The 25,963-nt window shown below is 60.7% G+C and carries 23 protein-coding genes; 20 read left to right on the forward strand and 3 right to left on the reverse strand.

Annotated features, from left to right (window positions below):
• Positions 1-3: 3 nt before the first annotated feature.
• A complete protein-coding gene (gene queA / locus NE637_RS06130; RefSeq protein ID WP_227118449.1) occupies positions 4-1,101 on the reverse strand; it encodes a tRNA preQ1(34) S-adenosylmethionine ribosyltransferase-isomerase QueA in 1,098 nt (365 codons plus the stop codon).
• Positions 1,102-1,220: 119 nt separating this feature from the next.
• On the opposite strand from queA, the gene NE637_RS06135 reads away from it, so the two are divergent.
• The 6 genes from NE637_RS06135 (at position 1,221) to NE637_RS06160 (ending at position 6,293) form a co-directional block, all read left to right on the forward strand.
• Complete coding sequence (locus NE637_RS06135; protein WP_192113532.1) at positions 1,221-1,841, forward strand: hypothetical protein; 621 nt, start codon at positions 1,221-1,223, stop codon at positions 1,839-1,841.
• Positions 1,838-3,091, forward strand: coding sequence for a bifunctional phosphopantothenoylcysteine decarboxylase/phosphopantothenate--cysteine ligase CoaBC (gene coaBC, locus NE637_RS06140; RefSeq protein ID WP_227118448.1), 1,254 nt, complete (start codon positions 1,838-1,840; stop codon positions 3,089-3,091). Before NE637_RS06135 ends, coaBC begins: the two co-directional genes overlap by 4 nt.
• On the forward strand, positions 3,073-3,978 hold the full coding sequence (locus NE637_RS06145) for a hypothetical protein (protein ID WP_227118447.1): 906 nt from the start codon (positions 3,073-3,075) through the stop codon (positions 3,976-3,978). Before coaBC ends, NE637_RS06145 begins: the two co-directional genes overlap by 19 nt.
• A 90-nt stretch (positions 3,979-4,068) precedes the next feature.
• A complete protein-coding gene (locus NE637_RS06150; protein WP_192113529.1) occupies positions 4,069-4,401 on the forward strand; it encodes a LysO family transporter in 333 nt (110 codons plus the stop codon).
• Positions 4,391-4,990 carry a LysO family transporter gene (locus tag NE637_RS06155; RefSeq protein ID WP_192113528.1) on the forward strand — a complete coding sequence of 200 codons (600 nt, stop codon included), beginning with the start codon at positions 4,391-4,393 and terminating at the stop codon, positions 4,988-4,990. Before NE637_RS06150 ends, NE637_RS06155 begins: the two co-directional genes overlap by 11 nt.
• A gap of 619 nt (positions 4,991-5,609) precedes the next feature.
• On the forward strand, positions 5,610-6,293 hold the full coding sequence (locus NE637_RS06160) for a DVU0298 family protein (RefSeq protein WP_227118446.1): 684 nt from the start codon (positions 5,610-5,612) through the stop codon (positions 6,291-6,293).
• Between the two features lie 119 nt (positions 6,294-6,412).
• On the opposite strand, the gene NE637_RS06165 is transcribed toward NE637_RS06160, so the two are convergent.
• Positions 6,413-8,254 (reverse strand): carbon starvation CstA family protein, encoded by a 1,842-nt coding sequence (locus NE637_RS06165; protein ID WP_192113526.1) that lies wholly within the window; start codon positions 8,252-8,254, stop codon positions 6,413-6,415.
• 845 nt (positions 8,255-9,099) lie between these two features.
• Here NE637_RS06165 and thiS point away from each other — a divergent pair.
• From thiS to thiF, 4 genes are all read left to right on the forward strand, one after another.
• Positions 9,100-9,300, forward strand: coding sequence for a sulfur carrier protein ThiS (thiS, locus tag NE637_RS06170; protein WP_192113525.1), 201 nt, complete (start codon positions 9,100-9,102; stop codon positions 9,298-9,300).
• A gap of 66 nt (positions 9,301-9,366) precedes the next feature.
• Positions 9,367-10,155 carry a thiazole synthase gene (locus tag NE637_RS06175; RefSeq protein ID WP_215646864.1) on the forward strand — a complete coding sequence of 263 codons (789 nt, stop codon included), beginning with the start codon at positions 9,367-9,369 and terminating at the stop codon, positions 10,153-10,155.
• Between the two features lie 69 nt (positions 10,156-10,224).
• Positions 10,225-11,343, forward strand: coding sequence for a 2-iminoacetate synthase ThiH (gene thiH, locus NE637_RS06180; protein WP_227118445.1), 1,119 nt, complete (start codon positions 10,225-10,227; stop codon positions 11,341-11,343).
• Between the two features lie 103 nt (positions 11,344-11,446).
• Positions 11,447-12,061, forward strand: coding sequence for a sulfur carrier protein ThiS adenylyltransferase ThiF (gene thiF, locus NE637_RS06185; RefSeq protein ID WP_215646866.1), 615 nt, complete (start codon positions 11,447-11,449; stop codon positions 12,059-12,061).
• Positions 12,062-12,175: 114 nt separating this feature from the next.
• Here thiF and NE637_RS06190 read toward each other — a convergent pair whose 3' ends face one another.
• A complete protein-coding gene (locus tag NE637_RS06190) occupies positions 12,176-13,714 on the reverse strand; it encodes a methyl-accepting chemotaxis protein (RefSeq protein ID WP_227118444.1) in 1,539 nt (512 codons plus the stop codon).
• Positions 13,715-14,171: 457 nt separating this feature from the next.
• Between NE637_RS06190 and NE637_RS06195 the strand changes: the two genes are divergently transcribed.
• The 10 genes from NE637_RS06195 to NE637_RS06240 all read left to right on the forward strand — a co-directional run bounded on the left by NE637_RS06195 (position 14,172) and on the right by NE637_RS06240 (position 25,933).
• Positions 14,172-14,894 carry an LSm family protein gene (locus tag NE637_RS06195; protein WP_227118443.1) on the forward strand — a complete coding sequence of 241 codons (723 nt, stop codon included), beginning with the start codon at positions 14,172-14,174 and terminating at the stop codon, positions 14,892-14,894.
• Positions 14,895-15,003: 109 nt separating this feature from the next.
• Positions 15,004-16,317 (forward strand): transcription termination factor NusA, encoded by a 1,314-nt coding sequence (gene nusA / locus NE637_RS06200; protein ID WP_192113519.1) that lies wholly within the window; start codon positions 15,004-15,006, stop codon positions 16,315-16,317.
• A gap of 49 nt (positions 16,318-16,366) precedes the next feature.
• Positions 16,367-16,567 (forward strand): DUF448 domain-containing protein, encoded by a 201-nt coding sequence (locus NE637_RS06205; RefSeq protein WP_306666365.1) that lies wholly within the window; start codon positions 16,367-16,369, stop codon positions 16,565-16,567.
• Entirely contained in the window at positions 16,557-19,544 is a 2,988-nt protein-coding gene (gene infB / locus NE637_RS06210; RefSeq protein WP_227118442.1) for a translation initiation factor IF-2, read from the forward strand. Before NE637_RS06205 ends, infB begins: the two co-directional genes overlap by 11 nt.
• Before the next feature lie 211 nt (positions 19,545-19,755).
• Positions 19,756-20,046, forward strand: coding sequence for a DUF503 domain-containing protein (locus NE637_RS06215; RefSeq protein ID WP_027181023.1), 291 nt, complete (start codon positions 19,756-19,758; stop codon positions 20,044-20,046).
• Positions 20,033-21,061: a DHH family phosphoesterase gene (locus tag NE637_RS06220; RefSeq protein ID WP_192113517.1), complete on the forward strand. Its 1,029-nt coding sequence runs from the start codon at positions 20,033-20,035 to the stop codon at positions 21,059-21,061. The genes NE637_RS06215 and NE637_RS06220 overlap by 14 nt, the downstream gene beginning before the upstream one ends.
• A gap of 102 nt (positions 21,062-21,163) precedes the next feature.
• Positions 21,164-22,177 (forward strand): tRNA pseudouridine(55) synthase TruB, encoded by a 1,014-nt coding sequence (gene truB / locus NE637_RS06225; protein ID WP_371740830.1) that lies wholly within the window; start codon positions 21,164-21,166, stop codon positions 22,175-22,177.
• A gap of 24 nt (positions 22,178-22,201) precedes the next feature.
• Positions 22,202-22,471 (forward strand): 30S ribosomal protein S15, encoded by a 270-nt coding sequence (gene rpsO / locus NE637_RS06230; RefSeq protein WP_022659913.1) that lies wholly within the window; start codon positions 22,202-22,204, stop codon positions 22,469-22,471.
• A 170-nt stretch (positions 22,472-22,641) separates the two neighbouring features.
• On the forward strand, positions 22,642-24,882 hold the full coding sequence (gene pnp / locus NE637_RS06235; protein WP_215646870.1) for a polyribonucleotide nucleotidyltransferase: 2,241 nt from the start codon (positions 22,642-22,644) through the stop codon (positions 24,880-24,882).
• Positions 24,883-24,949: 67 nt separating this feature from the next.
• Positions 24,950-25,933: a hypothetical protein gene (locus tag NE637_RS06240; protein WP_227118441.1), complete on the forward strand. Its 984-nt coding sequence runs from the start codon at positions 24,950-24,952 to the stop codon at positions 25,931-25,933.
• The last annotated feature ends 30 nt before the right edge of the window (positions 25,934-25,963 follow it).

Here is a 25,963-nt window from a genome sequence, read left to right on the forward strand (position 1 = left end):
CAATCAGCGAATAAGCATGGCATCGCCATATGAGAAGAACCGATACCCCCTGCTCACGGCCTCGGCATAAGCGGCAAGCACACGCTCGCGCCCGGCCAGGGCAGAAACCAGCATAATCAGGGAGGACTCAGGCAGATGAAAGTTTGTCAGCAGGCCGTCAACCACGCGGAAGGGCCTGCCGGGGTACAAAAAGATGTCCGTCCATCCGGTAAAGGGCTGCACCCTGCCGCACAATTCGGCCACGCCCTCCATAGAGCGCAGGCTGGTGGTGCCAACGGCAATCACAGGCCGCCCTTCACGCTTGGCCTCGGCAATGGCAAGAGCCGTTGCCTCGGGTATTTCCACATATTCCCTGTGCATGCGGTGGCCTCGGATGTCGGCGCTGCGCACAGGGCTGAAGGTGCCGTACCCCACATACAGGGTTACGTCCGCCCACTGAAAGCCTCTGGCCTTCAGGGTTTCTCGCATCTCGGGGGTAAAATGCAGCCCCGCCGTGGGCGCGGCCACAGAACCCGTCTTGTCCTCGCGGGAATAGATGGTCTGGTAGCGGCTCAGATCTTCTTCCGCATCTGTCCGCTTGATGTAGGGCGGCAAAGGAATATGCCCGGTGGCGGCAAAGGCCTTGGAGAGGTCGCCGTCCCAGGCCAGACGCACACGCCGATGCCCGAATTCGCCCGATTCCAGCACGGTCACGCTGATGCCCGCGCCAAATTCAAGCTTTTCACCGTCACGAATACTGCCGCCGGAGCGTATGAGCCCCTCAACCTCGGCACTTGAGCCGCCAAGCTTGTCGGGCCGCGCCCTTTCAAGCACCAGCGGCAGGGGCGTGAGCAGCAGAAACTCCACCTTGCCGCCGGTGGAGCGTGTTCCCAGCAGGCGCGCCTGCAGTACGCGGGAATTGTTGGCTACCAGCAACGCCCCCTCGGGCAGGCAATCCGGCAGATCGCTGAACTGGTGGTGCTCAAGCTCAAGCGCGCCCTGGCGCGGCATGACCAGCAGACGCGAGTTCCCGCGCTCTTCAGGCGGGAACTGGGCTATCTGCGCTTCAGGCAATGCAAAATTATAACTTTCGAGAAAAAAATCCGCTTCCGCAGTGGGCATGATACGTGGGCCTCGTTAATGAACCTCTCGCGCCGCGGGCTTGTCAGCATGGGGCTGAGGGGCTAGTGTACTTGGGTTGCTTCCGGAGCATTTCACGCCGGGAGGAGGAGATTATAGCCATGCGACGCCCGCTTGTCATCCTTGCAGTCACCCTGCTTGCCGCTCTGATGGCGGGCTGCTCGACGATGGAAATCAGCAATCCCTTTACCAATGACCCCCTTACGGGCGGTGTTGATACTGGCACAAGCCAACTTTTGGGGGTTCCCACACCTGCCGGAATGCAGCGTTTCCCCACCCACGGATACCAGACCGCTGGGGCTGGCGGCGCGCAAGGGCTTGAAATATTTCGCGGTGATGCCGACATGGGGTTTGTAGCCCAGATCATGTTCACCGGTTTGCAGGGTCAGGGCTGGCATTTGCGCATGGCCCAGCGCAAGGGCATACGCAGCGTATACGTTTACGAACGCGGCTCAACAATGGCTACGCTGACTATTGAACGGGAAACCATGGGCACCGTACTCGCCATATGGGTTGCCGACCGCATGCCCGATGGCGCAACCCTGCCCATGCAGGAAAATACTGGCGCCAGCGGCTACGGCGGGGGCAACAGCGGCAGCGGCAGCTCGTCCGGTTACAGCGAAAGCTCTGGCGGTGGCGGCGGCATGAATTCCTCCCCCAAGCCCGGCTTCACAGAAAGCTGGGGCGGCAACAAGGGCGGTCTACAGGAGCGAAACCTATGAGCGAAAGCAAAAGTGGTCTGAACACTCCCTTTGACCAGAGCACCCGTTACGAACGCAAACGTCTGCACCTTGGCGTGTGCGGCTCCGTGGCCTGCTACAAGGCCGCCGATCTTTTGCGCGCATGGACAGGCATGGGCATGCATGTTTCCGCCACGCTCACTCCGGGCGCGCGCCGATTTGTGGCCCCCCTGCTCTTTGAGTCGCTGGGCGCTGCCCCGGTGTACGAAGACATGTTTTCGCAGGGACAGGATGTTTTTTCGCACCTTGAACCGGGGCAACACGCGCAGGCGCTGGTGGTGGCTCCGGCATCGGCTGACGCCCTGTTCCGTCTGGCGCACGGCGCGGCGGGCGACATGCTGGCGGCGCAGGCACTGGCCTTTGACGGGCCAATGGTGATCGCCCCAGCCATGAACCCGCGCATGTGGGCCAATCCTGCCACGCAGGCCAATATTGACATTTTGCGGCAACGCGGGGTGCGCATTGTAATCCCTGCCTGCGGCGGCACAGCCTGCGGCGAACAGGGCGAGGGACGTCTTGCCCCCTTGCACGATATTTTTCTGGCTGCCCTGCGCGCGCTTTCGCCTCAGGACATGGCGGGCAAGCGCGTTATGGTCACTCTTGGCCCCACCCGCGAGGCATGGGACGGCGTGCGCTTCTGGTCAAATCCTTCCAGCGGCCTTATGGGCGCGGCGCTGGCAGTGGCGGCATGGCTGCGAGGCGCAGAGGTTACTGCCATCTGCGGCCCCGGCGTGCGCGCACGTTTGCCGCGTGAAATCGTCCGGCACGACGTTGTGAGCGCCCGCGACATGTTTCAGGCCGCCGCCGATATCTGGCCCGGCATGGACATGGGCATGTTCACCGCTGCTGTGGCGGATTTTTCGCCCCAGCCCTTTGGGCCCCGCAAATTCAAGAAAGCGGACGCTCCGGACGGCCTCACCGTGGCCTTTACGCCCAACCCTGATATTCTGCGCACCCTTTCCGAGGGCCGCAAGCCAGGCCAAAAGGTGCTGGGCTTTGCCGCGGAAACCGCCGCCGACATGCAGGCCCTGCTGCCGCTGGCCCATGCCAAGCTCCAAGGCAAAAAGGCTGATGTGCTGGCCGCCAACCGCGTCAACGCCACAGACAGCGGCTTTGGCGCTGTCACCAATTCCATGGCTGTTGTAGACGCAACCGGGCATGAAGAAATCTGGCCCAACCAAAGCAAGGCTGATGTGGCCTGGGAACTGTGTTCATGGCTTTTGCGCTCGTAAACCCCGTCAGCGCGCTCTGGCAGCGCCGGGGGCTTACCACCCTGCTCATGCCCGAAGGCTACGATGCCTTTGCCGCCCCGCAACAGGAGGCGTCTCGTGCTGCGTCCGCCAACGCCCACGGCCAGACGCACGCGGGGCAAGCACACACTGATCAGGCGCGCACAGGCCAGCACGCGCGGGAGCGCCAGCCATGGCAACAAAGTGGTCAGCAGCAAAGTCCTCGACCGGCAAGCCCCGCGCCAAACCGTGAAGTGCCCCCCCAACGGCGGCCCCACATGCCCGCAGGGCCGGATACCGCCAATGCCGCCAGCAGAACAGCCCCCCAAGCCGAAGCCGCTCCTGCCGCAGGGCAGAGCAAGGCCGCCGCTTGGCTGCCCCTGCCTCCCCACGTGTGGCCCGGCCCCTGGCAGGCACGGCTGAAGCAGACCCGCCCCGGCCCTGTGCTCTGGACATACTGGAATCTTGGCCCCGACCTCTGCGATCCGCAAACCCCGGGCCGGATGGAACGCCGCCAGTTTTTGCAACGCCTGCTGAACGATCTGGGGCATCCCGCTGGGACGCACACCTTTTGGCCCTCGTGCCTGCCGCCTGATCCCGAAGCATTGCCGCCAACCGTACCGCCCATATCGGACAATGGCTTTGCGGCCAATGCGGACGTGTTCTGGTCTGGCGCTGCCCAACTTCGCGCCAGAGGCGTGGTGGTCATGGGTTCGGCGGCAGCCAATGCCGTTGCGCTCCCCGGCGGGCTGCGACCTCCGCAGCAGATACGCCACAGGGGCAAGCTGGTATGGGTTCTCTGGGACGTGGACAACCTGCTCCAGTTTGACCAGCGCTATGCATCCATGCTGGCCCTGCTGCGCGAAGCCCTGCGCCACATTTTGCGGTAAGCCCCGCCAACAGGACGCGTGAGGGTCGCCGCGCACTTCGGACGGCCCTTCATTGTCGCTCATGGGCGACCGAGAGGAGATTTTCTTTCCATGTTTATTGCGCTTGGACTCACCTTTCTTGGCATGGCCCTTGGCTTTCTGCTGCGCGGCCAGCCCTGGATTACCTCGCTGACACGCTGCGTCACACCCGCCATCATGCTGCTGCTTTTTGCGCTGGGCATATCTGTGGGCAGCAACGAGCTGCTCATACAGTCCCTGCCCCGGCTTGGCGGCGCAGCTCTGGCCCTCACGGTAGCGGGCATTCTGGGTTCCTTAGCCTGCGCGGCGCTGATTCGCCGATTTTTCACCAAAACGCCCACGCCTGCGGGGATTTCACCCCAGCAAAAGGCAACTGATGCAGAGGCGCGCAGTCATGAAGGGTAGCCTCATCATCCTGTTTTTTTTCTGTTCCGGCGTACTGCTTGCGCGCATGGGGCTGATACCCACCTATCTGGTGGAACACGACTTCACGATATACGCCCTGTGGCTGCTCATGCTGCTGGTGGGCATTTCCATCGGTTCAGACCGCAGGCTTGGCGAAATTTTGCGCACTCTGCGCCCTCGCGTACTGCTGCTGCCGCTGGCAACCACGGTGGGCACATTTGCGGGCACGGCGCTCATGAGCCTGTTTCTTGCGTACAGCGTGAGCGAGTGCATGGCTGTGGGCGCGGGCTTTGCCTATTATTCGCTGTCGTCCATCTTCATTTCGCAGTACAAGGGGCCGGAGCTGGGCACCATTGCGCTCATCAGCAACATTGCCCGCGAGCTCGTCACCCTGCTGCTCACGCCACTGCTTGCGCGATATCTTGGGCCGCTGGCGCCGATCTGTTGCGGCGGCGCATCTACCATGGATACAACGCTGCCTGGTATTACCCGGTATTGCGGCAAGGACTGGCTCTTTGTTTCCATCGTACATGGCATGGTACTGGATTTTAGCGTACCATTCTGGGTGATTTTATTTTGTACATTGTAGGAAATTGAAGAGGACTTACCTCGCATGCTTGAGGGGCGGGTGAACCGGCCAAGCTATCCGTGGTATTTGGATGAAACGAATATTGAACGAAGCGAAAGCGGCCTCTGGCATTTACGCGTCGCGGAGGGAGATCACCTGAGCGAGCGCAGCGAGGGAAGGAAGCTCCCGCAGCAGCAGACGCGTGCCCTCGCAAGCCCACGGTAATTGAAACCCCAAGGGGGGTAGCAGAGGGGGCCGAGGAGGGGGCGCAGCACCATACGGAGTATTGGCTTAGCCAATACGACCGGAAATCAGGAGCAGGTCGCGGCTTTGCCGCGCCGTCAGCGACTGATAGCCGTGCCTTACCGCTCGGCGGCAACGCCGCCGAAAGCGGCCCAAAAACCGCAGAGCGGGGTTTGGCATCAGAATGGCGGGGCGCAGCCCCATAGCCGGTCCCCTTTGCCCCGCGCCGGGCAGGCGTCCCAAACTTCACCGGATGGCGAAACTTCCGCGCCCGAAGGGCGCAATCCCGCCGCACGGCGAAACACATAACCGATTCCTGCCTTGCCAGATCGCTCAAAAGCGCTCACTATGAATGCAAGCCTGAAAACAGACCGCGGAGGAACTGCTCATGGCCCGCATGCGATCTACAAAACAAAAGCTTAAAGAGTGCCTTGTCAGCCCGCAGTGGCGTGAACACCTGGACGAAATCGCCCAAGGCGGCCTTGAAAATATTGGGCCGCTCTTTTCCTTTCTTCTGCTCGGCCCCCAAACCATGCACCGAGCCGCTGTTGCGCTGGGGCAGGTAACAGCGCGCCTGATGCAGGAACAGCCGGAATCGGCCAAGAATATTGTCCGCCGCCTCATGTGGCATCTCAACGAAGAATCCGGCAACATCGGCTGGGGCATCCCCGAGGCCTTTGCAGAAATCCTCGCCGCCAGCGAATCTCTGGCCAAGGATTTTCACCGCATTCTTATCAGCTACATCATTGATCTTGGCCGCGACGACAACTATTGCGACAACGACACCCTGCGCCGCTCCTGCTACTGGGCCATCGGGCGTCTTGCCCAGACTCGCCCGCAATTGTGCCTGACCGCCCGCCCCTGGCTGCTGAAAGGGCTGGAAGACGTTGATCCTGTGTGCCAGGGCATGGCCGCATGGGCGCTCAGCCAACTGCCGCCCGACCTCATGGACGCCCCAGCTCTGCGCCGCCTGGCCGAAGCGGGCAACACAGCCCCGTGCGAGCTCTTTGACGGCGAGGATGTTTACGAAAAAACCGCAAGCCAGATTGCTGCCGATGCCCTTGAGGGCAAGCTGAAGTAACGTTCTTCTTGGCGCATCCCGCAAGCCATAGTTGACCTTTGCCATAAATAGAAAGCTCCCCCGGAACCGCGAGATTCCGGGGGAGCTTTGTTATGCCAGCCGCCAGCAGCGGCTTTCAGCTATTCTTCGGCCAGGGCGCGCACGGGTTCGCCGTAAGCGTCGTTAACCGTGCCAGTGGTGTTCATGAGTTCAATCCAGCGGCGGATGGTGCCCACAAGCACAAAGACCATCAGCACCATGACCAGGCAGGCCAGGAAGGCAAGCAGATACTTGCCGCCGGGGATGTAGGTCGTGGTGACCTGCAAATAGCCAGCCCAGAAGGTCACGGCGGTCAGGAAGATACCGGGGATGGCCGTAACAAGGCTGAGCTTGCCGCGGTTCATGCGCAGCAGCATGGAGGTGCACACGATCAGGGCGCAGCCAGCAAGCAGCTGGTTGCTCAGACCGAACAGGGGCCAGATGTTGCTGATGTTGCCGGTGTACATCAGATAGCCCCACATGGACGTGAAGATGAAGCTGGTGATGTAGACGCCGGGCATCCAGTTCTTGTCGCCAAAGGGCGCGTACACCTTGCCCAGCATTTCCTGCAGGAAGAAGCGGCCCACGCGGGTACCGGCGTCAATGGCGGTCAGGATGAAGACCGCTTCAAACATGACGGCAAAGTTGTACCAGTAGGCCATCAGGTGATCCATGTAGGGGATCTTGTGGAAAATGTGGGCCATGCCCACGGCCAGAGAAACTGCGCCGCCGGGGCGGGCATGCAGGTTCAGGCCGATCTTTTCTTCAAAGAAGCCCAGATCGACAGTGTTCAGCGCGGGGTGCGCCGCAACCAGCGAGCTGAACTTGTCGGGGGTAGCGTTGATGGCAAAGTAGTCGCCGGGCATCAGGGTGCAGGCGGCGATCAAGGCCATGATGGCGACAAAGCCTTCGGTCAGCATGGCGCCGTAGCCTACAAAGAGGATGTCGCGCTCGTTGCCGATCATTTTGGGCGTTGTGCCGGTGCCGATGATGGCGTGGAAGCCGGACATGGCGCCGCAAGCGATGGTGATAAAGATAAAGGGCAATGCAGGCCCGCCGATCACGGGGCCACCGCCGTTAATAAAGGGGGTAACGGTGGGCATGAGCAGGATGGGCTGCACAAAGATGATGCCCACGGCCAGCATAAGGATGGTGCCTATCTTGAGATAGGTGGAAAGATAGTCGCGCGGCACCAGCAGGAACCACACGGGCAGAACGGAAGCGAGGAAGCCGTAACCGGCGATGGCCAGAGCCACGGTGTCGCGGTTCCAGTCAAATGCCCAGCCCAGCACGTCCTTCTGCATGAGGTCATGGCCGCTCAGAATACCCACAACCAGCAGCACCAGACCCACAAGGCTGGCAAGCAGAACGCTGTTCTGCTTGAAGCGCATGATCAGGCCCATGAGCATGGCGATAGGCATGGTGATGACAACGATAAACAGCGACCAGGGCGCGTTGTGCATGGCGCTGATGCAGGCCAGCGAAAGACCGGCCAGGGTCAGAATAAGAATACACAGCACGGCGATGCCCGCCACGGTGCCTGTAACGGGGCCGACCTCGCGCTGGGCGATGGCCGAAAGGCTCTGGCCCTTGTGCCGGACGGAGGCGAACAGCACCACCATATCGTGCACCGCGCCGCCAAGTACGCAGCCAATCAGAATCCACAGCGCGCCGGGCAAATAGCCGAACTGCGCGGCGAGCACAGGGCCAACCAGCGGCCCTGCAGCCGCGATGGCGGCAAAATGGTGGCCGTAGAGAACAAATTCGTTGGTTTTGACGTAGTCGTGACCATCAGCAAAACGAACCGCTGGCGTAATGCGGCCCGCATCCAGTTTCAGAACCTTGTTTGCCAGAAAAATGCCATACACCCGGTAGGCAATGGCAAATATGCACAATGCCGCAAACACTAGCGTGATGGCATTAATGTGCTCCAAGCTTTCCATCGTGTCTCTCCCTGTTTTGTTCTTCTGGTCGCAGCCAGCAAATCATTCCAAAGCACACAGCCGCTACCCCAGAAACACGCTACTGAATCCCGCGGAACAATGCACAGTCTGCTTCCTCCTTGCCAATGCGTCGGGCATCAAAACCGCGACAAACCAGAACCCCCAGTTAACTGGTCAACATTGCTAATCATAAACTTTCCTGCTTTTCGCGTACCCCCATTAAATTGCGCTGTCCATACAAATTGTTTACGCAAGGCCAGTGCCGCACTTTCGGCCAAACGCCAATCACCATATATCTTGCGCAGTTTAATGGAAAAGGCTTCTGGCGCACACTGTTTATACAGTATTTTGCTCGGTTACCGAAGACAGATTGCCTGCATTCACAAAGGCCCCGCAGCGATGTGAAAATTTTCACTCTTTTCGTGAATCCATGCAAGCACTTTGTTGGCGGGCTTGCATGCCCCGCGCTAAACCCTCCCAATGTGGCAATCGAAATGTAGCAACGCCGGGTTGCTGCCTGTCGTTGGCCGTTTTGCTTGCATTCCTCCGCGCCTGGGCCTAAACTTGAAAAACCGGCTGGGGGAGCCTCAAAGGCTGAGAAAGGGTGATAGCGCCCTGACCCCTAGAATCGCGCAAAACAACGCGGTTCTGCACCTGACGCGGATAGTGCCGACGAAGGGAAGCTGGCCAACCTGCATGTATTTGCAGGATTGTGCTCGCCCGCAGCCGTAATGGTTTTTGCGGGCATTTCTGTTTTATGCCGTCCGGCATCAACTGCCCCGCAGAACCATTACAACCTCAACCTCGGAAGGCAGCCCATCGGCTGTTTTCCTCTGGAGGCGCGTATGGATGTCACAGTCAACGGGGAAACCGAAGCCATTGCCGAACCATGCAGCGTTGCCGGACTTCTGGCAGCACGCGGGCATGATGCGGCACGGGTTGTCGTTGAACGCAACGGAGAAATCCTGCCCCGCGAACGTTTTGCCCAAACCCTGCTCTGCGGGGGCGACAGTCTGGAGATCGTGCACTTTGTGGGCGGCGGATAAAAGGCCAGACCTGTTTCCGGCCCGGCACACCATCCTTTTACCAGCACATTCCAGACGGAGAGCACAATGAACGATCCCTTCATCATCGGCGGCGTCACCCTTACAAGCCGTCTTTTCATCGGTACCGGCAAATATGGAGCCGACAGCCTCATTCCTTCAGTGGCCGAAGCCAGCGGCGCGCAAGTCATCACCGTGGCCATGCGCCGTGTGGACAAACAGGGCGAACATCAGGCTTCCAGCCAGGGTATCATGGGGCATATCCCCGCCCATATGCGGCTGTTGCCCAACACCTCGGGCGCGCGAACCGCAGAGGAAGCCGTGCGTCTGGCCCGGCTGGCCCGCGCTGCTGGTTGCGGCGACTGGATAAAAATCGAGGTCATTTCCGACACCCGCCATCTGCTGCCCGACGGCTACGAAACCGCCAAGGCCACGGAAATTCTCGCTAAAGATGGCTTTACCGTTCTGCCCTACATCAATCCAGACCTCTACGTGGCGCGGGCCTGCGCCAATGCCGGCGCGGCAGCCGTCATGCCTCTGGGTGCGCCCATCGGCACCAACCGGGGCCTGCGCACCAAGGAAATGGTGGGCATCCTGATTGAAGAAATCGACCTGCCCATTGTGGTGGACGCGGGCATTGGCCGCCCCTCTCAGGCTTGCGAGGCCATGGAAATGGGCGCGGCTGCCTGTTTGGTAAACACAGCCATTGCCTCGTCCAGCGATCCAGTCAGCATGGCCCGCGCATTCGGCGCGGCAGTTCGGGCCGGGCGCGATGCATGGCTGGCTGGCCCCGGTGCCGTCAAGGCGCAGGGCCAGGGCGCGGAAGCGTCTTCACCGCTGACGGGATTTCTCCGCTAACGCTTGCAATACACACCATGTTGACCGCCAGCCAAACCGCTGGCAGCCGACCGCTTATAAGGATCACACATGGAAACTTTTCAGGAATATTTGCAGGCGTGGCCTTCAGCCCGCCGGGCAGAGGGAGCCGCACGCGCCACAGAAGCGGATGTGCTGGCCGTGCTGCAAAAGGAAATTTTGCAGCCAGCCGATCTCCTTACCCTGCTTTCGCCTGCGGCTGCTCCGCACCTTGAGGCCATGGCCCGCCGCGCACGCGAGCTGACCCTGCGTTTCTTTGGCAAGGCCGTGAACATCTTCACTCCACTCTACATCTCCGATGTCTGCACCAACCAGTGCCGCTACTGCGGATTCAATGCCAAAAACAAGCAACCACGCCGCCATTTGAGCATTGATGAGGCCGCTGCGGAGGCGGACGTTATCGCCGACAAGGGCTTTCAGCACATCCTGCTGCTGACGGGCGATGCGCGGCATTTATCCTCGCCGCAGTATATCGCGGATGCGGCCCGGCGCATCAAACCCCGCTTTGCCTCGGTGGGCGTGGAGGTCTATTCGCTCACCACCGAGGAATATAACCTGCTGGTGAACGCAGGCGTGGACAGCATGACCATGTTTCAGGAGACGTATAATCCGGAACTTTACGCATGGCTGCACCCCGTTGGCCCCAAGCATGATTACGGCTTCAGGCTCAATGCGCCGCAGCGCGCGGCAGAGGGCGGCATCCGCTCCATCGGCGTGGGCGCCTTGCTGGGGCTGGAATCTTTTGAGCAGGATGCCTTTGCCACAGGCCTGCACGCATGGTGGCTGCAAAGGCGCTATCCCGGCGTGGATGTGAGCGTTTCCATCCCGCGCATCTGCCCGCATGAGGGCAACTTTGACGTGCAGCACGCCGTGGACGACCGCCATCTTGTACAATATGTTACTGCCATGCGCTGCTTCCTGCCGCGTGCGGGCATCACCTGCTCCAGCCGCGAAAGCGCCTTTATGCGCGACCATCTGGTGCCTATCGGCGTAACCAGAGTTTCCGCCGGTGTTTCCACCGCCGTGGGCGGCCGCGCAACCGAGGACTTGCACAATCCCGGCCAGTTTGAGATCACCGACCGCCGCAGCCTTGAAGAAATGGCGGCCTCCCTGGCTGGCATAGGCTATCAGGCTGTGCTTAAAGACTGGGAAGACCCGGTGGCAGTGTAACAGCACTGTTTGCAGTGATGGAGCGGCGGTCTGGTGCACACCGGGCCGCCGTGTGATACAAGCTGACAACTCCAGGCCAAATACCAACTCACGGATCTACGCCATGCACAATGCACTTCACAACGGCCTTGCCCGCTACCTCAGCCCCGACCAACTGGAGGCCCTGCGCGCCGCCCGCGTGGGCATTGCCGGGGCGGGGGGGCTTGGCTCCAACGCGGCCCTGATGCTGGCCCGCAGCGGCGTGGGCAATCTGGTGCTGGTGGATGATGACGTGGTGGACGCCTCCAATCTCAACCGCCAGCAATACTGGCCCCGGCATGTGGGCCGCCCCAAGGTCGAAGCCCTGGCAGAGCTGCTGCTGGAACTGAATCCCGAAATGGGCGTGGAAGCCCGGCGTATGCGCCTTGACCAGAGCAACATGGCTGAGGTGCTGCCCACCTGCCCAATCTGGGTGGAGGCCTTTGACGGGCCGGACGACAAAACGCTGCTGGTGGAAACTGCCCTGCTCGGCGGCTACCGCATAGCCAGCGCATCGGGCATGGGTGGCTGGGGCGGCAAAGCCATGGGCAAACGCTACCTTGGCAATCTGGTGCTCGTGGGCGACTTCAGCACAGATATCCTGCTGGCCCCGCCCCTTGCCCCCCGTGTGACAGAAGCCGCCGCCCTGCTGGCTGACGCCGTGCTTGAGATGGTGCTGGGCGTGAACGAGCAAGCATAAGAGCTGCCAGATATTTTTGACCACAAAAAAAGACCCGTTACAGACAGATATTGCGCGCTTATCGCTCTATCCGGCTGCAACGGGTCTTGTACTGCCTTGAGGCAAAAAACTGAGCTACACTTTCAATTGCGCGGTCAGGTCTTCCAGCTTGTCGGTCAGTTCCTGAAGCTTGTCGGTTTCCATGCTGGCCTGGCCCATGGATTGGGACGTGTCTGCCACCATATGGTTCACCTGATCAATGGTGTGGGTGATCTGCTCGCTGGCGGCTGACTGCTCTTCGCTGGCAGCGGCAATAGCCTTGACCTGCCCCACGGTGTTTTCCACCGTACCCACGATGGCGTCCAGCGCCTCGCCAGACTGCTTGGCGTAGTCTGTGGCCTGCTCCACCTGCTGCACGGCATTGTCCATGGACGACATGCTCTTGGCGGCGCTTTGCTGAATGGCCTCAATGGCACGGCCCACATCCGTGGTGGAAGCCATGGTTTTTTCTGCCAGTTTGCGCACCTCATCGGCCACCACGGCAAAACCGCGCCCGGCTTCGCCGGCACGGGCCGCTTCAATGGCTGCGTTGAGGGCCAGCAGGTTGGTCTGGTCGGCAATATCTGAAATAACGTTCATAATTTCGGTAATGGCTCTGGCATGTGATTCCAGCGTGGCCATATCCGTGCGCAGATCAAGCGTAACACGGTGCACGTTTTCAATGCCGTGCAGGGCGTTCTGCACAACTTCCGCCCCTGTGGTGGCCTTGGACATGGTGTGGCCAGAAGCTTCGGCGGCCTTATCCGCATTGCCGGCAACTTCCTGCACTCTGGCGTTCATGTGGCCCATGGAGGAGGCGGCCTCTTTAAGCTGGCCCGCGGCAATGGCGGCATTTTTGTCCGACTGCCGGATGCTGCCGGTAAGGGCCACCACGATCTCGGCCAGCTCATCCATGGTTTCTTCCAGCGCCTGCGCCACTTCGGCCATACGCTGGTTCTTTTCCGTGATCTGCCGCTGCGCCTCGTTAAGCGCGGTCATGTCCACATACACGCACATGCCGCCAATACAGGCCCCTTCGGCATTGTAGATGGGGAACACGTTGGCGAGCACGTTGACCTTGCCGCCCTTGTGCCCGCCGATGGTCACTTCAAGATTCTTGAAGCACTCGCCCGTGGCCATGCTCTTGCCCACGGCGGTTTTGCGCGTGGGATCGTTATAAAACAGATGGGCCAGGGTTTTGCCAAGGCAGGATTCAATGCTGTCGTCGATTTCCAGCATGTTCAGACATGCCCTGTTGGTGCTGAGCGCGCGCTCGTTGGTGTCCACCAGCAGGTACGGCATGGGCAGGCCACGCAGGATGCCGTCTTTGTATTCCCTGTCGTTTTTAAATGCCTGCCGCAGGTCTTCAAGGCTTGTAAACAGCGGAGCAAGAGAGGGATCAGTATTGCTCAGGCTTCGGCTTGGATTGGCCGCCACGGCGCAGACAGCTTCACCAGCCTGACGCAAAGCCCCGCCAGCAAGCGCACGCCCGGCAGCAAACGCGCCAAAAGCCGCCACAAGAGCGCTCACTATGACAGCTAAAACGGGCAGACCCGCCAGCTGAGTTACGCCAAAGCCAATACCCGCTGCCAGCAGCGCTGATGCGCAACTGTACAAAAGGAATTTACCGTTCACTGAGCCACCTCTCTTTAAAACGCAAAACTTTTTATACGTGGCAAAAACTTGCCGTCTGCATGCCATCGTTTACAAAAAGGTACAGCAGCCCCCTAATGCCGCTGTCCCGGACTATTCTCTTCTCATTCTGCATTTCGGCAGTTTTTTGAAAAAAATTAGTTTTCAGAAAAAAAAGGGGCATTTTTACCATTTGGTGGTATCCATACTTCATCAATCAAGGTACGACAACTCACCACAGTATATCTTGCCCGCATTGCACAAACATCTTGACAATTTTTTTTCACCAAGATAATGAAACTCATTCAAAGCGGCTGGCGTTCGCGCCACTGCTACATCCTGATGCGGAACGCAGTTCCTGCGGGGTGGCCTGAATGGGCCCCCTTTTTTTTGTCCTTGTGACAGGGCAAACCCGCCAGGCAAGCGCATTTTCAGCGCAAAGGAATGCTCTAAGAAACGAATGACCGACGACGTACTCAAAGAAACCATCACCAGTTTGGCCGAGCCCCTCGCAACATCGCTGGGCCTGGTTATCTGGGGAGTGGAAATCGTCCGCGCCGGGCGCACAGTGGTTCGGCTCTTTGTAGACGTGCCGTTTTCTGAAGAAACCGGCACCCAGCCCGCCCCCGCCGACACCGACGACATTGATGCGCCAGCCCTGGTCGCACTTTCTGCCACCCTTGAGCAGTGCGAGCACATCTCGCGCCACATTGGCCTCGCCCTTGAGGTGGAAGATACCATTCCCGAGGCGTACGTGCTGGAGGTTTCCACCCCCGGCCTGACGCGACTTTTCTTCAGCCTTGACCAGATGCGCCATTATATTGGCGATGTGGTGGAAGCCCGTCTGCTCAGGGCCGTTGCCATCAACGAGGATGCGCCCGAAGGGCCCAACCCCTCCCACGGCGGCCCCCGCCGCCTGTGGCGCGGCGCCCTGCTTTCCGTTGAAGAGAATGCGTTCACCCTGGCGCCAGCCACCATCTCGCCCGAGGGCGAGGTGACACCCGAAAACCTGCCGCCGGTCAGCATCCCCTGGGATGCCGTGCGCAGGGCAAGCCGCATGTATATTTTCAGGCAGCCGCAAAAGCCTGGCAAGGGCCGCGCCAAAGCGCCCGCCGCCAAGACTGCGACCAAGCCCCGCAAGGAAAAGAAAACAAAATCCAGTGGTTCTGAAGAGAACCAGTAAAACCTGACGCAACTGCACACTCGCTTGGCATGGCCAGAAGCACTGGCCGCCGTGAACAGGGCAGGAACCAGAGATATTTTCGCCGCAGCGCCAGCAGCCGGAGGCACCCATGAATCTTGAACTTAAAAAGGCCATTGACCAGATCAGCAAGGACAAAGGCCTTGACCGCAACATGCTCATCGACACGCTTGAAGACGCGGTGCGCACTTCGGTGCTGCGCCGCTTCAGCGAAGATATGGACGTGGAAGTTACCTACAATGACGAAACAGGCGACATTGAGGTCTACCAGTTCAAAATCGTCATGGCCGACGACGACTTTGCCAATCCTGACACGCAGATTGAGTACTCCGAAGCGATCAAGCATGATCCTTCCGTGCAGGTGGACGATGAAATGGGCTTCCGCGTCAAGGTTGAAGACCTTGGCCGCATTGCCGCCCAGTCTGCCAAGCAGGTCATCATCCAGCGCATGCGTGATGCGGAGCAGGAAATCATCTACACCGAATACAAGGATCGCGTGGGCGAAATTGTATCCGGCATCGTGCAGCGCCGCGACAAGGGCGGCTGGGTTGTGAACCTTGGCCGCACCGAGGCCATACTGCCCCGCGAGGAACAGATCCCCCGCGAACATTACAAGCGCGGCGACCGCGTGCAGGCCCTCATCATTGAGGTACGCCAGGAAGGGCGCGGCCCGCAGGTTGTTGTTTCGCGTTCGCACCGCGACTACATGGCCGCCCTGTTCCGCCGTGAAGTGCCCGAAGTTGACGATGGCGTGGTGCAGATCATGGGCGTTGCCCGCGATCCCGGCTCCCGCGCCAAGGTTGCCGTGCTTTCGCGTGAGCGCGATGTGGATCCCGTGGGCGCATGCGTTGGCGTGCGCGGTTCGCGTATCCAGAACATCGTGCAGGAACTGCACGGCGAACGCATCGACATCGTTGTCTGGAGCGCAGACATTGCCACCTATGCCCGCAACGCCCTGGCCCCGGCCCTGGTTTCGCGCATTGTGGTGGACGAAGAAGAAAATCTTCTGGAAGTCATCGTGCCTGACGATCAGCTCACCAACGCCATCGGGCGCAAGGGGCAAAACGTCAAGCTTGCCGCGCGCCTGCTGGGCTGGAAGGTCGATATATTTACCGAAACCCGCTACAACGAGGCCAATGCCATTGGGCACGGCCTTGAACAGGTTGCCAGCGTGGCGGAAGTTTCCATTGAAGCGCTTCTTGCCGCGGGCTACAGCTCGCTGGACAACCTGCGCGAGGCCACGGATCAGGAACTGTCTGACAAGCTCACTATCAGCGCGGCGCGCATTGCCGACCTGCGCTCGGCCATCAACTTCCTGGCCCCGATTGTGGAAAGCACTCCCGAATCCTCGGCAGTGGAGCTGAAAATGCCCGCCGCCACGGAAAGCGGAGATGCAAAAGAATAACGCTGCGCCCGTTGAAGTCGGGGAGCAGGCCTGTGACGGGCCGGAGCGCATGTGCGTCATCTGCCGCCGCCGCTTTCCCAAGGCCGATCTCGACCGCCACGTACTGGCGGAGCAGGGAATTTTGACTTTAGACGCAGAAAAAACCAGACCGGGCAGAGGCTGGTATGTATGTTCCGATCCTGTCTGCGCGGCCAAGTTCGCGAAATTCAGACCCGGAACACGGCGCAAGGGGGGAAAACATGTCCGATGATAAAATAAAAATTAAGGATCTCGGCGGGGATATCTCGCAAGATCCCAAGGATATACTGCGTGTCGCGCGTGAGCTCGGCCTGCCGGTAAAATCCGCTACTGGTTCCGTCACCTCAGAGGAGGCCACTCGCTTGCGCGACTACTTTGCCGAACAGAAACAGGTTGATGCGGAGCGCGCCGGTTCGCAGCGCGACGTCATCGTGCGCCGCCGCCGCAAGGACTCCCCGCAGGAAGCCGAAACCGCAGCGCAGGAAGCCCCCGTTGCCGCACCGGTTGAAACCGAAGCGCCCAAGGAAGCTGCCCCTGTGGTAGAAGCCGTGGCCGAAGCGGCCCCTGCGGCTCCCGCTGCTGAATCCGTTGCGCCCAAGGCTTCCAAGCCCGCGCAGGAATCGGCCCCCGCTGCCGAACACAAGGCCCGCGTCGTCAAGCCTGCCAAGGTTGTCTCGCCCGCCCGCGTCATCAGCCGCCCCAGCGACCAGAAAGAACCCGAGGTTGTGGAAGCTCCGGCTCCCGCCGCTGCGGAGTCTGCACCTGAAGCAGCGCCCGCCGCCCCTGTGGTGGAAGCCGTTGCTGCAAAGGTTCAGGCTGAAAAGCCCCACGCCGACAAGGCTGAAGCCCAGGACAAGGCCGCCAAGGCTCGTGTGGCGCGCCCCGATGCCTCGGCCATGCCCGAAGGCTCGTCTGCGCCTACCCTGCCCCAGCGTTCTGCCGAAGCCCGCGCCAGTGAAGACGGCGAGGAAGGCGCCGCGCCCCGTCGCGCACCCCGTTCAGAAGCTCCGGCAACACCGCAGGTTCGCATTATTTCCCGTCCTGTTCCCGGCGCGACTCCCTCGCAGGATGCCCGCCCCGCCCGCACTGGCGACAGCCGCCCCGGCGGTTATCCGCCCAGAGACGGCGCTGGCAGGCCTCCCCGTCCCGGCGGTCCCCGTCCTGGCGGCCCCGGTGGCCCCGGCGGCGCGCCGCGTTCTGCTGGCGGCCCCCGTCCCGGCGGTCCCGCAGGCGGCTTTGGACAGCAGACAGCGCCTGCCTCCCCTTCCGACACCCGCGATGGGCAGAGCAAGAAAAAGCGTCTCAAGGGTCGCCGCACTGTTGATTTTCAGCAGGGTGATTTTGGTCGCCGCAGCGATGACGACGACAGCGGTCGCCTGAACAGAGGCAAGGGCCGCCGCAAGTCGGGCCGTTCTTCTGTGGTGCCGCAGTCCACCCAGCCGCTCAAGGCCGCAAAGCGCAAGATCCGTATTACCGAAGCCATCCGCGTTGCCGATATGGCCCACCAGATGGGCCTCAAGGCCAACGAGATCATCAAGGTGCTCTTTGGTCTTGGCATCATGGCGACCATCAACCAGACGCTGGATATCGACACCGCCACCCTGGTGGCAGCCGAATTCGGCTACGAAGTTGAAAAAGTCGGCTTTTCTGAAGACGATTATCTGGTTCCCAAGGAAGTGGACGCGCCTGAAACACTCAAGCCGCGGCCCCCTGTTGTTACCATCATGGGTCACGTTGACCACGGTAAAACCTCGCTGCTCGACGCCATACGCAAGTCCAACGTCACCAGCGGCGAAGCCGGCGGCATCACCCAGCACATCGGCGCATACCATGTGAAGACCAAGCGCGGCGAAATCGTGTTCCTCGACACGCCCGGCCACGAAGCCTTCACCGCAATGCGCGCCCGTGGCGCTCAGGTCACCGACCTTGTTATTCTTGTGGTCGCCGCCGATGACGGCGTCATGGAGCAGACCCGCGAAGCCATCAACCACTCCCGCGCCGCCAATGTTCCCATTATGGTGGCCGTGAACAAGATGGACAAGCCCGGCGCCGAGCCTGACCGCGTGTTGCGTGAACTGGCCGAGCTTGGTTTGCAGGCCGAAGAATGGGGCGGCGACACCATCGTTGCCAAGGTTTCGGCCAAGAGCCGCATGGGCCTGGACGAACTGCTCGAAATGGTGGCCCTCCAGTCTGAAATCATGGAGCTCAAGGCCAACCCCGACAAGCCCGCTCGCGGTCATATCGTGGAAGCCAAGCTCGACAAGGGCCGTGGCCCCATCGCCACCGTGCTCATTCAGGAAGGCACTCTGCGCCAGGGCGACAGCTTTGTGTGCGGCACCTTCTCGGGCCGTGTGCGCGCTCTCATGAGCGACCAGGGCAAGAAGGTCAAGGACGCCGGCCCCTCGCTGCCTGTGGAAGTGCAGGGCTTTGAAGGCGTGCCGGAAGCCGGTGAAGAATTCTTTGTGGTGTCCGACGAAAAGGTCGCCCGCCGCATCGCCGATTCCCGCGCGGTCAAGCAGCGTGAACGCGATCTGGCCTCCGAATCGCGCGTCACCCTTGAAACCTTCCTGTCGCAGCGCAAGTCCGATCAGGAAACCCTGACCCTCAACCTTGTGGTCAAGGCGGACGTGCAGGGCAGCCTGGAAGCCATCACCGAAGCTCTGAACAAGCAGAGCACGGAAAAGGTGCGCATCAACGTGGTGCACGGCGGCACAGGCGCAATCACGGAATCCGACATTCTGCTGGCTTCTGCCTCGCAGGCCATCATTATCGGCTTCAACGTGCGTCCCACTTCCAAGATCAAGGATGTGGCCGACCACGAGAACGTGGATATCCGCTTCTACGAGATCATTTACAAGCTCGTGGACGATATCAAGAGCGCCATGGCTGGCATGCTCGCTCCTGTGCAGCGTGAAGTGTACCTCGGCCAGGCCGAAGTGCGCGACACCTTCAGCGTGCCCAAGGTCGGCGTCATCGCCGGTTCCTACGTGGCTGACGGCAAGATCGCCCGTAATGCCGGTGTGCGTCTGCTGCGCGACGGCGTGGTGGTCTACACGGGCAAGATCTCTTCCCTCAAGCGCTTCAAGGACGACTCCAAGGAAGTGGTTAAGGGCAACGAGTGCGGCGTGGGCCTTGAAAACTTCAACGACGTGAAGATCGGCGACATTATTGAAGCCTTTGAAACAGTCGAAGAAGCCGCCACTCTTTAGACATTGATTAATGGGAAGGGAGGCCGCAAACAGGCCTCCCTTCTTTTTTTGCATACATGCCTTTGACAGCCAGCCTTTCAGGCCATATCTGTAGTTCTCGGCTGTGCCGGAAAGCGCCCGTGGGGCCAAAAGCACACCACCTATCCCTTGCCGCCACAAGGCGACAAGCCTGCAAAAAGCCTTTCGCCCGGCAGGAATCCAGTCTATGGCCATGTTTATGGCGGTTCTTACCGTAGAATTCAGCCTGGAAGGCAACGATAATCTCAAGGCCAAGCGCCGCGTTGCCAACAGCCTGAAACAGAAGACCAGAAACAAATTCAATGTAGCCATAGCCGAAGCGGGAACAGAAGACAGCCTCTCCCGTCTGCGGCTTGCAGTGGTATCCATTTCCAACAGCGAGAGCCATCTGCGCAGCCGCATGGACAAATGCGCGCTCATGATGGAAGCGGTCTGCCCCGAGGAAATGACGGATAGCCAGGTGGAGATATATGCAGCGGACTGAACTCATTCCCCCGCAATTCCGCGAAGGTGCGGAACGCATGGCCGAAGCTTTTCGCCATGTGGATCAGGTTATTGTGGCCGCCCATGTGAACCCAGACGGCGATGCAGCAGGCGCGGTGGCGGCTGCTGGGCATATCCTGCGCTCCATGGGCAAGGAATTCATGCTCTACGCCCAGCCAGGCCTGCCGGGATATCTGGATTTTTTTTCCACGCCGGGCTTTGTGCACACAACGCTGGAGCATCCGCCCTTCAAGCCGCGCTGCGCGGTGCTGCTTGACTGCGGCGAACCCGAGCGCCTTGGCCGCGAGCTGGCGGGGCGCCTGCCGGATCTGCAAACCCTGAATATTGACCACCACCTCGGCGGCAACGGCATGGGGAACGTGGCAAACTGGGTTGAACCCCAGGCAGCGGCCACTGCCCAGCTCATGGCCTATGTGGCCCTGGCCGCAGGCCTGCCCCTTACTGGCGAGCTGGCAAACGGTCTGGCCCTTGGCATCATTACCGACACCGGCGGTTTCTGCCACGGCAATACCAGCGCCGAGGTGCTCTACCTCACGGCCCATCTGGTTGAGCATGGCTGTAATATTGCCCAGTTGCGCGAACATCTTGAAAACAGCTGGAGCCGTGGCCGCCTGACCCTCTGGGGCCAGCTTTTGCAGCGGGCGCAACTTGAGCGCAACGGCAGCGTCTGTTTTTGCCCCGTGTATCTTGAAGACCTGCGCAAATGCGGGGCGCTGAAGGAAGACCTCGAGGGCTTTGTGGAGCAACTGCGCCGCTTGCGCGGCGTTCAGGTGGCCGCAGTACTGCGGGAGGATTCCCCGGCCTGCTGCAAGTTCAGCCTGCGCTCCTACGGGGCGGTAGACGTGCGCGCGGCGGCGGCCAGACTTGGCGGCGGCGGGCACCGCAATGCCGCGGGCGGCACTGTGCGGGCAGATATGGATGCGGCAAGCGCCCAGTTGCTGGCGGCCATAGCTGAAGAACTGGATGCCGAAGAGCAGGATTCTTCCGGCGAGTAACAGTTTTCTGCTTTTTTCTCGGCTTTAGGGCCCGCCAGGGGCCTTTGCCGTCGATATTTTTTTGACTTATGCCCGCTCTGCGGCTATGGTTGCAACTTGCGTATGAGTATGACCAAAGCGGCTGCTGCCGCACCCAGCACCCCAGACCGGCAGCCGGAAAAAAGCTCCGGGGCGGCCCAGTTGCCCCAGCAGCACGGCATTCTGGTGCTGCGCAAGCCCTCCGGCCCCACCTCGGCCCGTTGTCTCACGGCTATCAAACGCCTTGGGCAAAAAAAGATCGGGCATGCGGGCACTCTTGATCCTTTGGCATCAGGGGTTCTGCTTGTTTTGCTGGGGCAGGCCACCAAACTTTCAGGGCATCTGCTGGCTGGCGGCGGCAAGGTTTACAGCGGCACGCTGCGGCTGGGCCAGACCACCGACACCTGGGATATTGAAGGCAAGGTAGTGGCCGAAGCGCCGTGGGAGCATGTGAGCGAAGCTGACGTGCGCCGCGAAGTTGCCGCGTGGCTTGAGCTTGCCGAGCAGGCCGTGCCGCCCTATTCAGCGGCCAAGCACGAAGGCCAGCCGCTCTACAAACTGGCGCGCAAGGGCGTAGAAGCCCCTGCCAAGGTCAAACGCATGAAAATTTCACAGGCGGAAACACTCACGGTGAGTCTTCCGTTTGTGAGCTTTCGGGTCGCTTGCAGTTCTGGCACCTATATACGCTCCCTGGCCCACAGCTTGGGGACGCGCTTAGGGTGTGGAGCCGTGCTCACAGAACTGACCCGGGAGTATAGTCACCCCTTCGGCCTCGATGTGGCCCACGATCCTGCGGATTTCACGGCTGATCCCACCCTGTTGCCCGGTTGCGTGCGTCCCATTGCGGAAGCGCTGCCCCACTGGCGCAAGGTGGAACTCACGCCGGATGAAGCCGCACGTGTGCGCAACGGCATAGCCGTGCCTTGCCGCCCGGAAGCACCCGCGCAAGCGGATGCCCCCGAGCAGGGCGCGACAGGTGCCGAGCCTGCGGAAGGCTTTGCGCTGCTGCTTGAACAGGGCACTGCCCTGGCTCTGGCGCAGCTCGAAACCACGCCCGCTGGCCCATGCTGGACCGTGTTGCGGGGACTTTGGAACTAACCCCGACTATCAAGGAGTACTGCTGTGGTAATGGATGCCAGCGACAAGAAAACGGTTATTGATGCTCACGCCAAACACGAAGGCGACACCGGTTCCCCGGAAGTTCAGGTGGCACTGCTCACCGCCCGTATTGAAGACCTCACCGGTCACTTCAAAGAACACAAGAAGGACTTCCACTCCCGCACCGGTCTGCTCAAGCTGGTTGGCCGTCGTCGCAACATTCTGAACTATCTGAAGAAGAAAGACGTTCAGCGTTACCGCGCTCTTATCGAAAAGCTCGGTCTGCGCAAGTAAGACTTCTGTCGCGCAAGGGGGAGCCAGCGCTCCCCCTTGTTGCTTGAATCAACCCCCACGAGGGTACAAAACGCGAAGAAGGGGGGTCCGGGAAAATCAGGCAGAGGCCAAAGGCCGATGATCTGCCCGCTTTTGCCGGAATCCCCTTCGCACTACGCAAAGGAATTTTTATGTATCAAGATATTTTTGAACCCATCAGGGTTACAGCCATGGTCGGCGGCAAGGAAGTTATCCTTGAAACAGGCCGTATGGCCAATCAGGCCCACGGCTCTGTGTGGATTCAGTGCGGCGGTACCGTGGTGCTCGTCACCGTGTGCTCGCAGACGCTTGAATTCGACAAGGGCTTCTTCCCCCTTACCGTTGAATACTCCGAAAAAATGTACGCCGCTGGCCGCATCCCCGGCAGCTTCTTCCGCCGCGAAATCGGCCGTCCTTCCGAGCGCGAAACCCTGGTTTCCCGCCTGATCGACCGCCCGCTGCGTCCGCTCTTCCCCAAGAAGGGCCTGAACGAAGACGTGCAGGTTCTGGCCAGCGTTATCTCTGCCGATCAGGTGAACGACTCCGACGTGCTGGCCCTTACGGGCGCTTCCGCCGCTGTCATGCTTTCGCCCCTGCCCTTTGACGGCCCGGTGGCCGGTGGCCGCATTGGCCGCATCAATGGCCAGTTTGTGCTGAACCCCACCTTTGAGCAGCAGGAACAGAGCGACCTCAACATCGTGTTTGCCGCCTCTGCCGATGCGCTCACCATGGTGGAAGGCGAAGCCCGCTTTGTGCCCGAAGAAGTCATCATCGACGCTCTTGAATGGGGCCGCCAGCAGATTCAGCCTCTGGTCGAAGCCCAGCTCAAGCTGCGCGAACTGGCCGGCAAGCCCAAGATGGCCTTTACCCCCCACGCCGACGACCCGGTTCTGGTTGCCCGCGTGAAGGAACTGGCCCTTGCCGCAGGCCTGGAAGAAGCCCTGCGCGTGCCTGAAAAGATGGCCCGCAAGGACGCCCGCAAGGCCGTGAAAGAAAAGGTCATGGAGAACCTCAAGAACGATCCGGCCTGGGCCGAGAACGACGCCGCGCTCAAGAGCGTGGGCGACATGCTCTCCGACCTGGAAAAGAAGCTGGTGCGCGCCCGTATTGTCAACGAAGGCACGCGCATTGACGGCCGCGACACCAAGACCGTGCGCCCCATACAGATCCAGACCGGCCTGCTGCCCCGCGCCCACGGCTCCGCCCTGTTCCGCCGCGGCGAAACCAAGTCCATGGTTGTGACCACCCTTGGTTCCTCCACCGATGAACAGCGTATGGATTCGCTCACCGGCGACGTGACCAAGCGCTTTATGCTGCACTACAACTTCCCGCCCTTCTCTGTGGGCGAGGTCAAGCCCGTGCGCGTTTCGCGTCGCGAAATCGGCCACGGCGCGCTGGCGGAAAAATCCCTGCGCCCCGTGCTGCCCGCTGACGCTGATTTTCCCTTTACCCTGCGCGTTGTGTCCGAGACTCTCGAATCCAACGGCTCTTCCTCCATGGCTGCCGTGTGCGGCGGCTCGCTTTCTCTCATGGATGCGGGCGTGCCCATCAGCGCCCCTGTGGCCGGTGTGGCCATGGGCCTCATCAAGGAAGGCGACAAGTTCATCGTGCTCACCGATATTCTTGGTGATGAAGACGCCCTCGGCGACATGGACTTCAAGATCGCTGGCACCGCAGAAGGCGTGACCGGCGTGCAGATGGACATCAAGATCACCGGCCTCACCACCGAAATCATGCGCGCCGCCATGAAGCAGGCCCACGAAGGCCGCCATCACATTCTGGAAGAAATGGCCAAGGCCATTGGCGAACCGCGCAAGGAACTTTCGCGCTTTGCCCCCCAGCATGCCGAAGTGTTCGTGAACCCGGACATCATCCGCCTCATCATTGGCCCCGGCGGCAAGAACATCAAGGCCATCACCGCGGCTACGGGCGCGTCTGTGGATATTGAAGATTCGGGCCGCGTGTCCATCTTCGCCCCCACGGCCGAAGCCCTGGAAAAAGCCCGCGAAATGGTTTCTTACTATGACCAGCGCCCCGATCTCGGCAAGAACTATCTTGCCAAGGTGCGCAAAATCATGGAAATCGGCGCCATCGTGGAAGTGCTGCCCAATGTGGAAGCCCTTGTGCACGTGTCGCAGCTTGACGTTAACCGCGTGGAACAGCCCGGCGACGTGGCTCGCCTTGGCGAAGACATGATGGTCAAGGTCATTGAAATCAACGGCGACCGCATCCGCGCCAGCCGCAAGGCCGTGCTGCTTGAAGAGCAGGGCCATCCCTGGAATCCCGAAGAAACCGCCCGTCCTCCCCGTTCCGACAGGGGCGACCGCGGCGACAGAAATGGCCGTGGTGACCGTGGCGGGCGTGACCGCCGCGACCGTGGCGACAGACGTTAAAATGTATTGCGCGCAGGCCGGATACTCTCCGGCCTGCGCCCTGACCGCGCGATGAAAGGAATATTTCATGGCCAAAAAAGCTGAAAACAAAATTCAGGCTGCCGAAACCGAAGCCGAAGAATGGGTTCGCGTTGACAGTGAAGGCAATCCTCTTGCCGATCAGGCTCCTACTGCCGAAGAGCTGGAAGCCAAGCTGGCTGCCGCCAACCGTGGGCACACAGAAACCCTGGGCGATGCCTGGGCGGTGCTGACAGGGCAAAACCCCGCCGCCATCATGGGCCAGATTGCCACCACCGTCATGCACGACGGCGGCACCCGCCCCTCCTGGCAGTGGAAACGCGACGGCAAGGATCACATCCTGCTGGCATGGCCGCAGGATCAGCCTGTCAGGGCTGCCGTGCTTGTGGCTGGCGAGGAAGGGGAAAAGCTTACCCCTGTTACCGCCACCCCCCTGCTTGAAGGGCTGCCCAACGACCTCACGGTTGACAACGTGCACCCCTGGCAGACCGGCGTTGAGGCCAATGTGGCCGTGACCATGCTTGAGGGCAAAAACCCCATGTGGTTTTATGACCCGCTGTATGGACGCGACAAGGACGACCTCACCCCCGGCGTCATGCACACATTTTTGCTGGCTGGCCTCGCTCTTGGCCTGCGCAAGGCCCTGCTGGACGAAATCACCATCACCCAGGGCGTGCGTTACGAGGCCTATGCCGAGGCATGGCTTGCCGAAAACCCCGGCAAAACCCGCCTGGACGTGCCGCCTCTCAAGGTGAGCGTCAGCAATCGTCACCTCATCATGCCAGGCCGCAACTTCTGCGAATACCAGATGCGCGCCACCATTGAAGAAGTGAAAGACTGCCAGCTTGAAAAAATGCCCGTAAAGCTGCTCTACCTCAGCTTTCCCTTTGAGGACAGACAGCCCATGCGTCTGGCTGTTTACGCCTCCAAGATGGTTCTGGGCGAGTACGAACCTGAAGCGGGACACGAAATCGATGCCTATGTATGGCTGCAAGGCCGTATCATTGACATTGACCAGGGACCGCAGCAATAATCTTTTGAAGGGCCGCGCCATCGGCGCGGC

It is taken from the genome of Desulfovibrio desulfuricans (assembly GCF_024460775.1).
GTDB classification, from domain to species: Bacteria; Desulfobacterota; Desulfovibrionia; order Desulfovibrionales; family Desulfovibrionaceae; genus Desulfovibrio; species Desulfovibrio desulfuricans_E.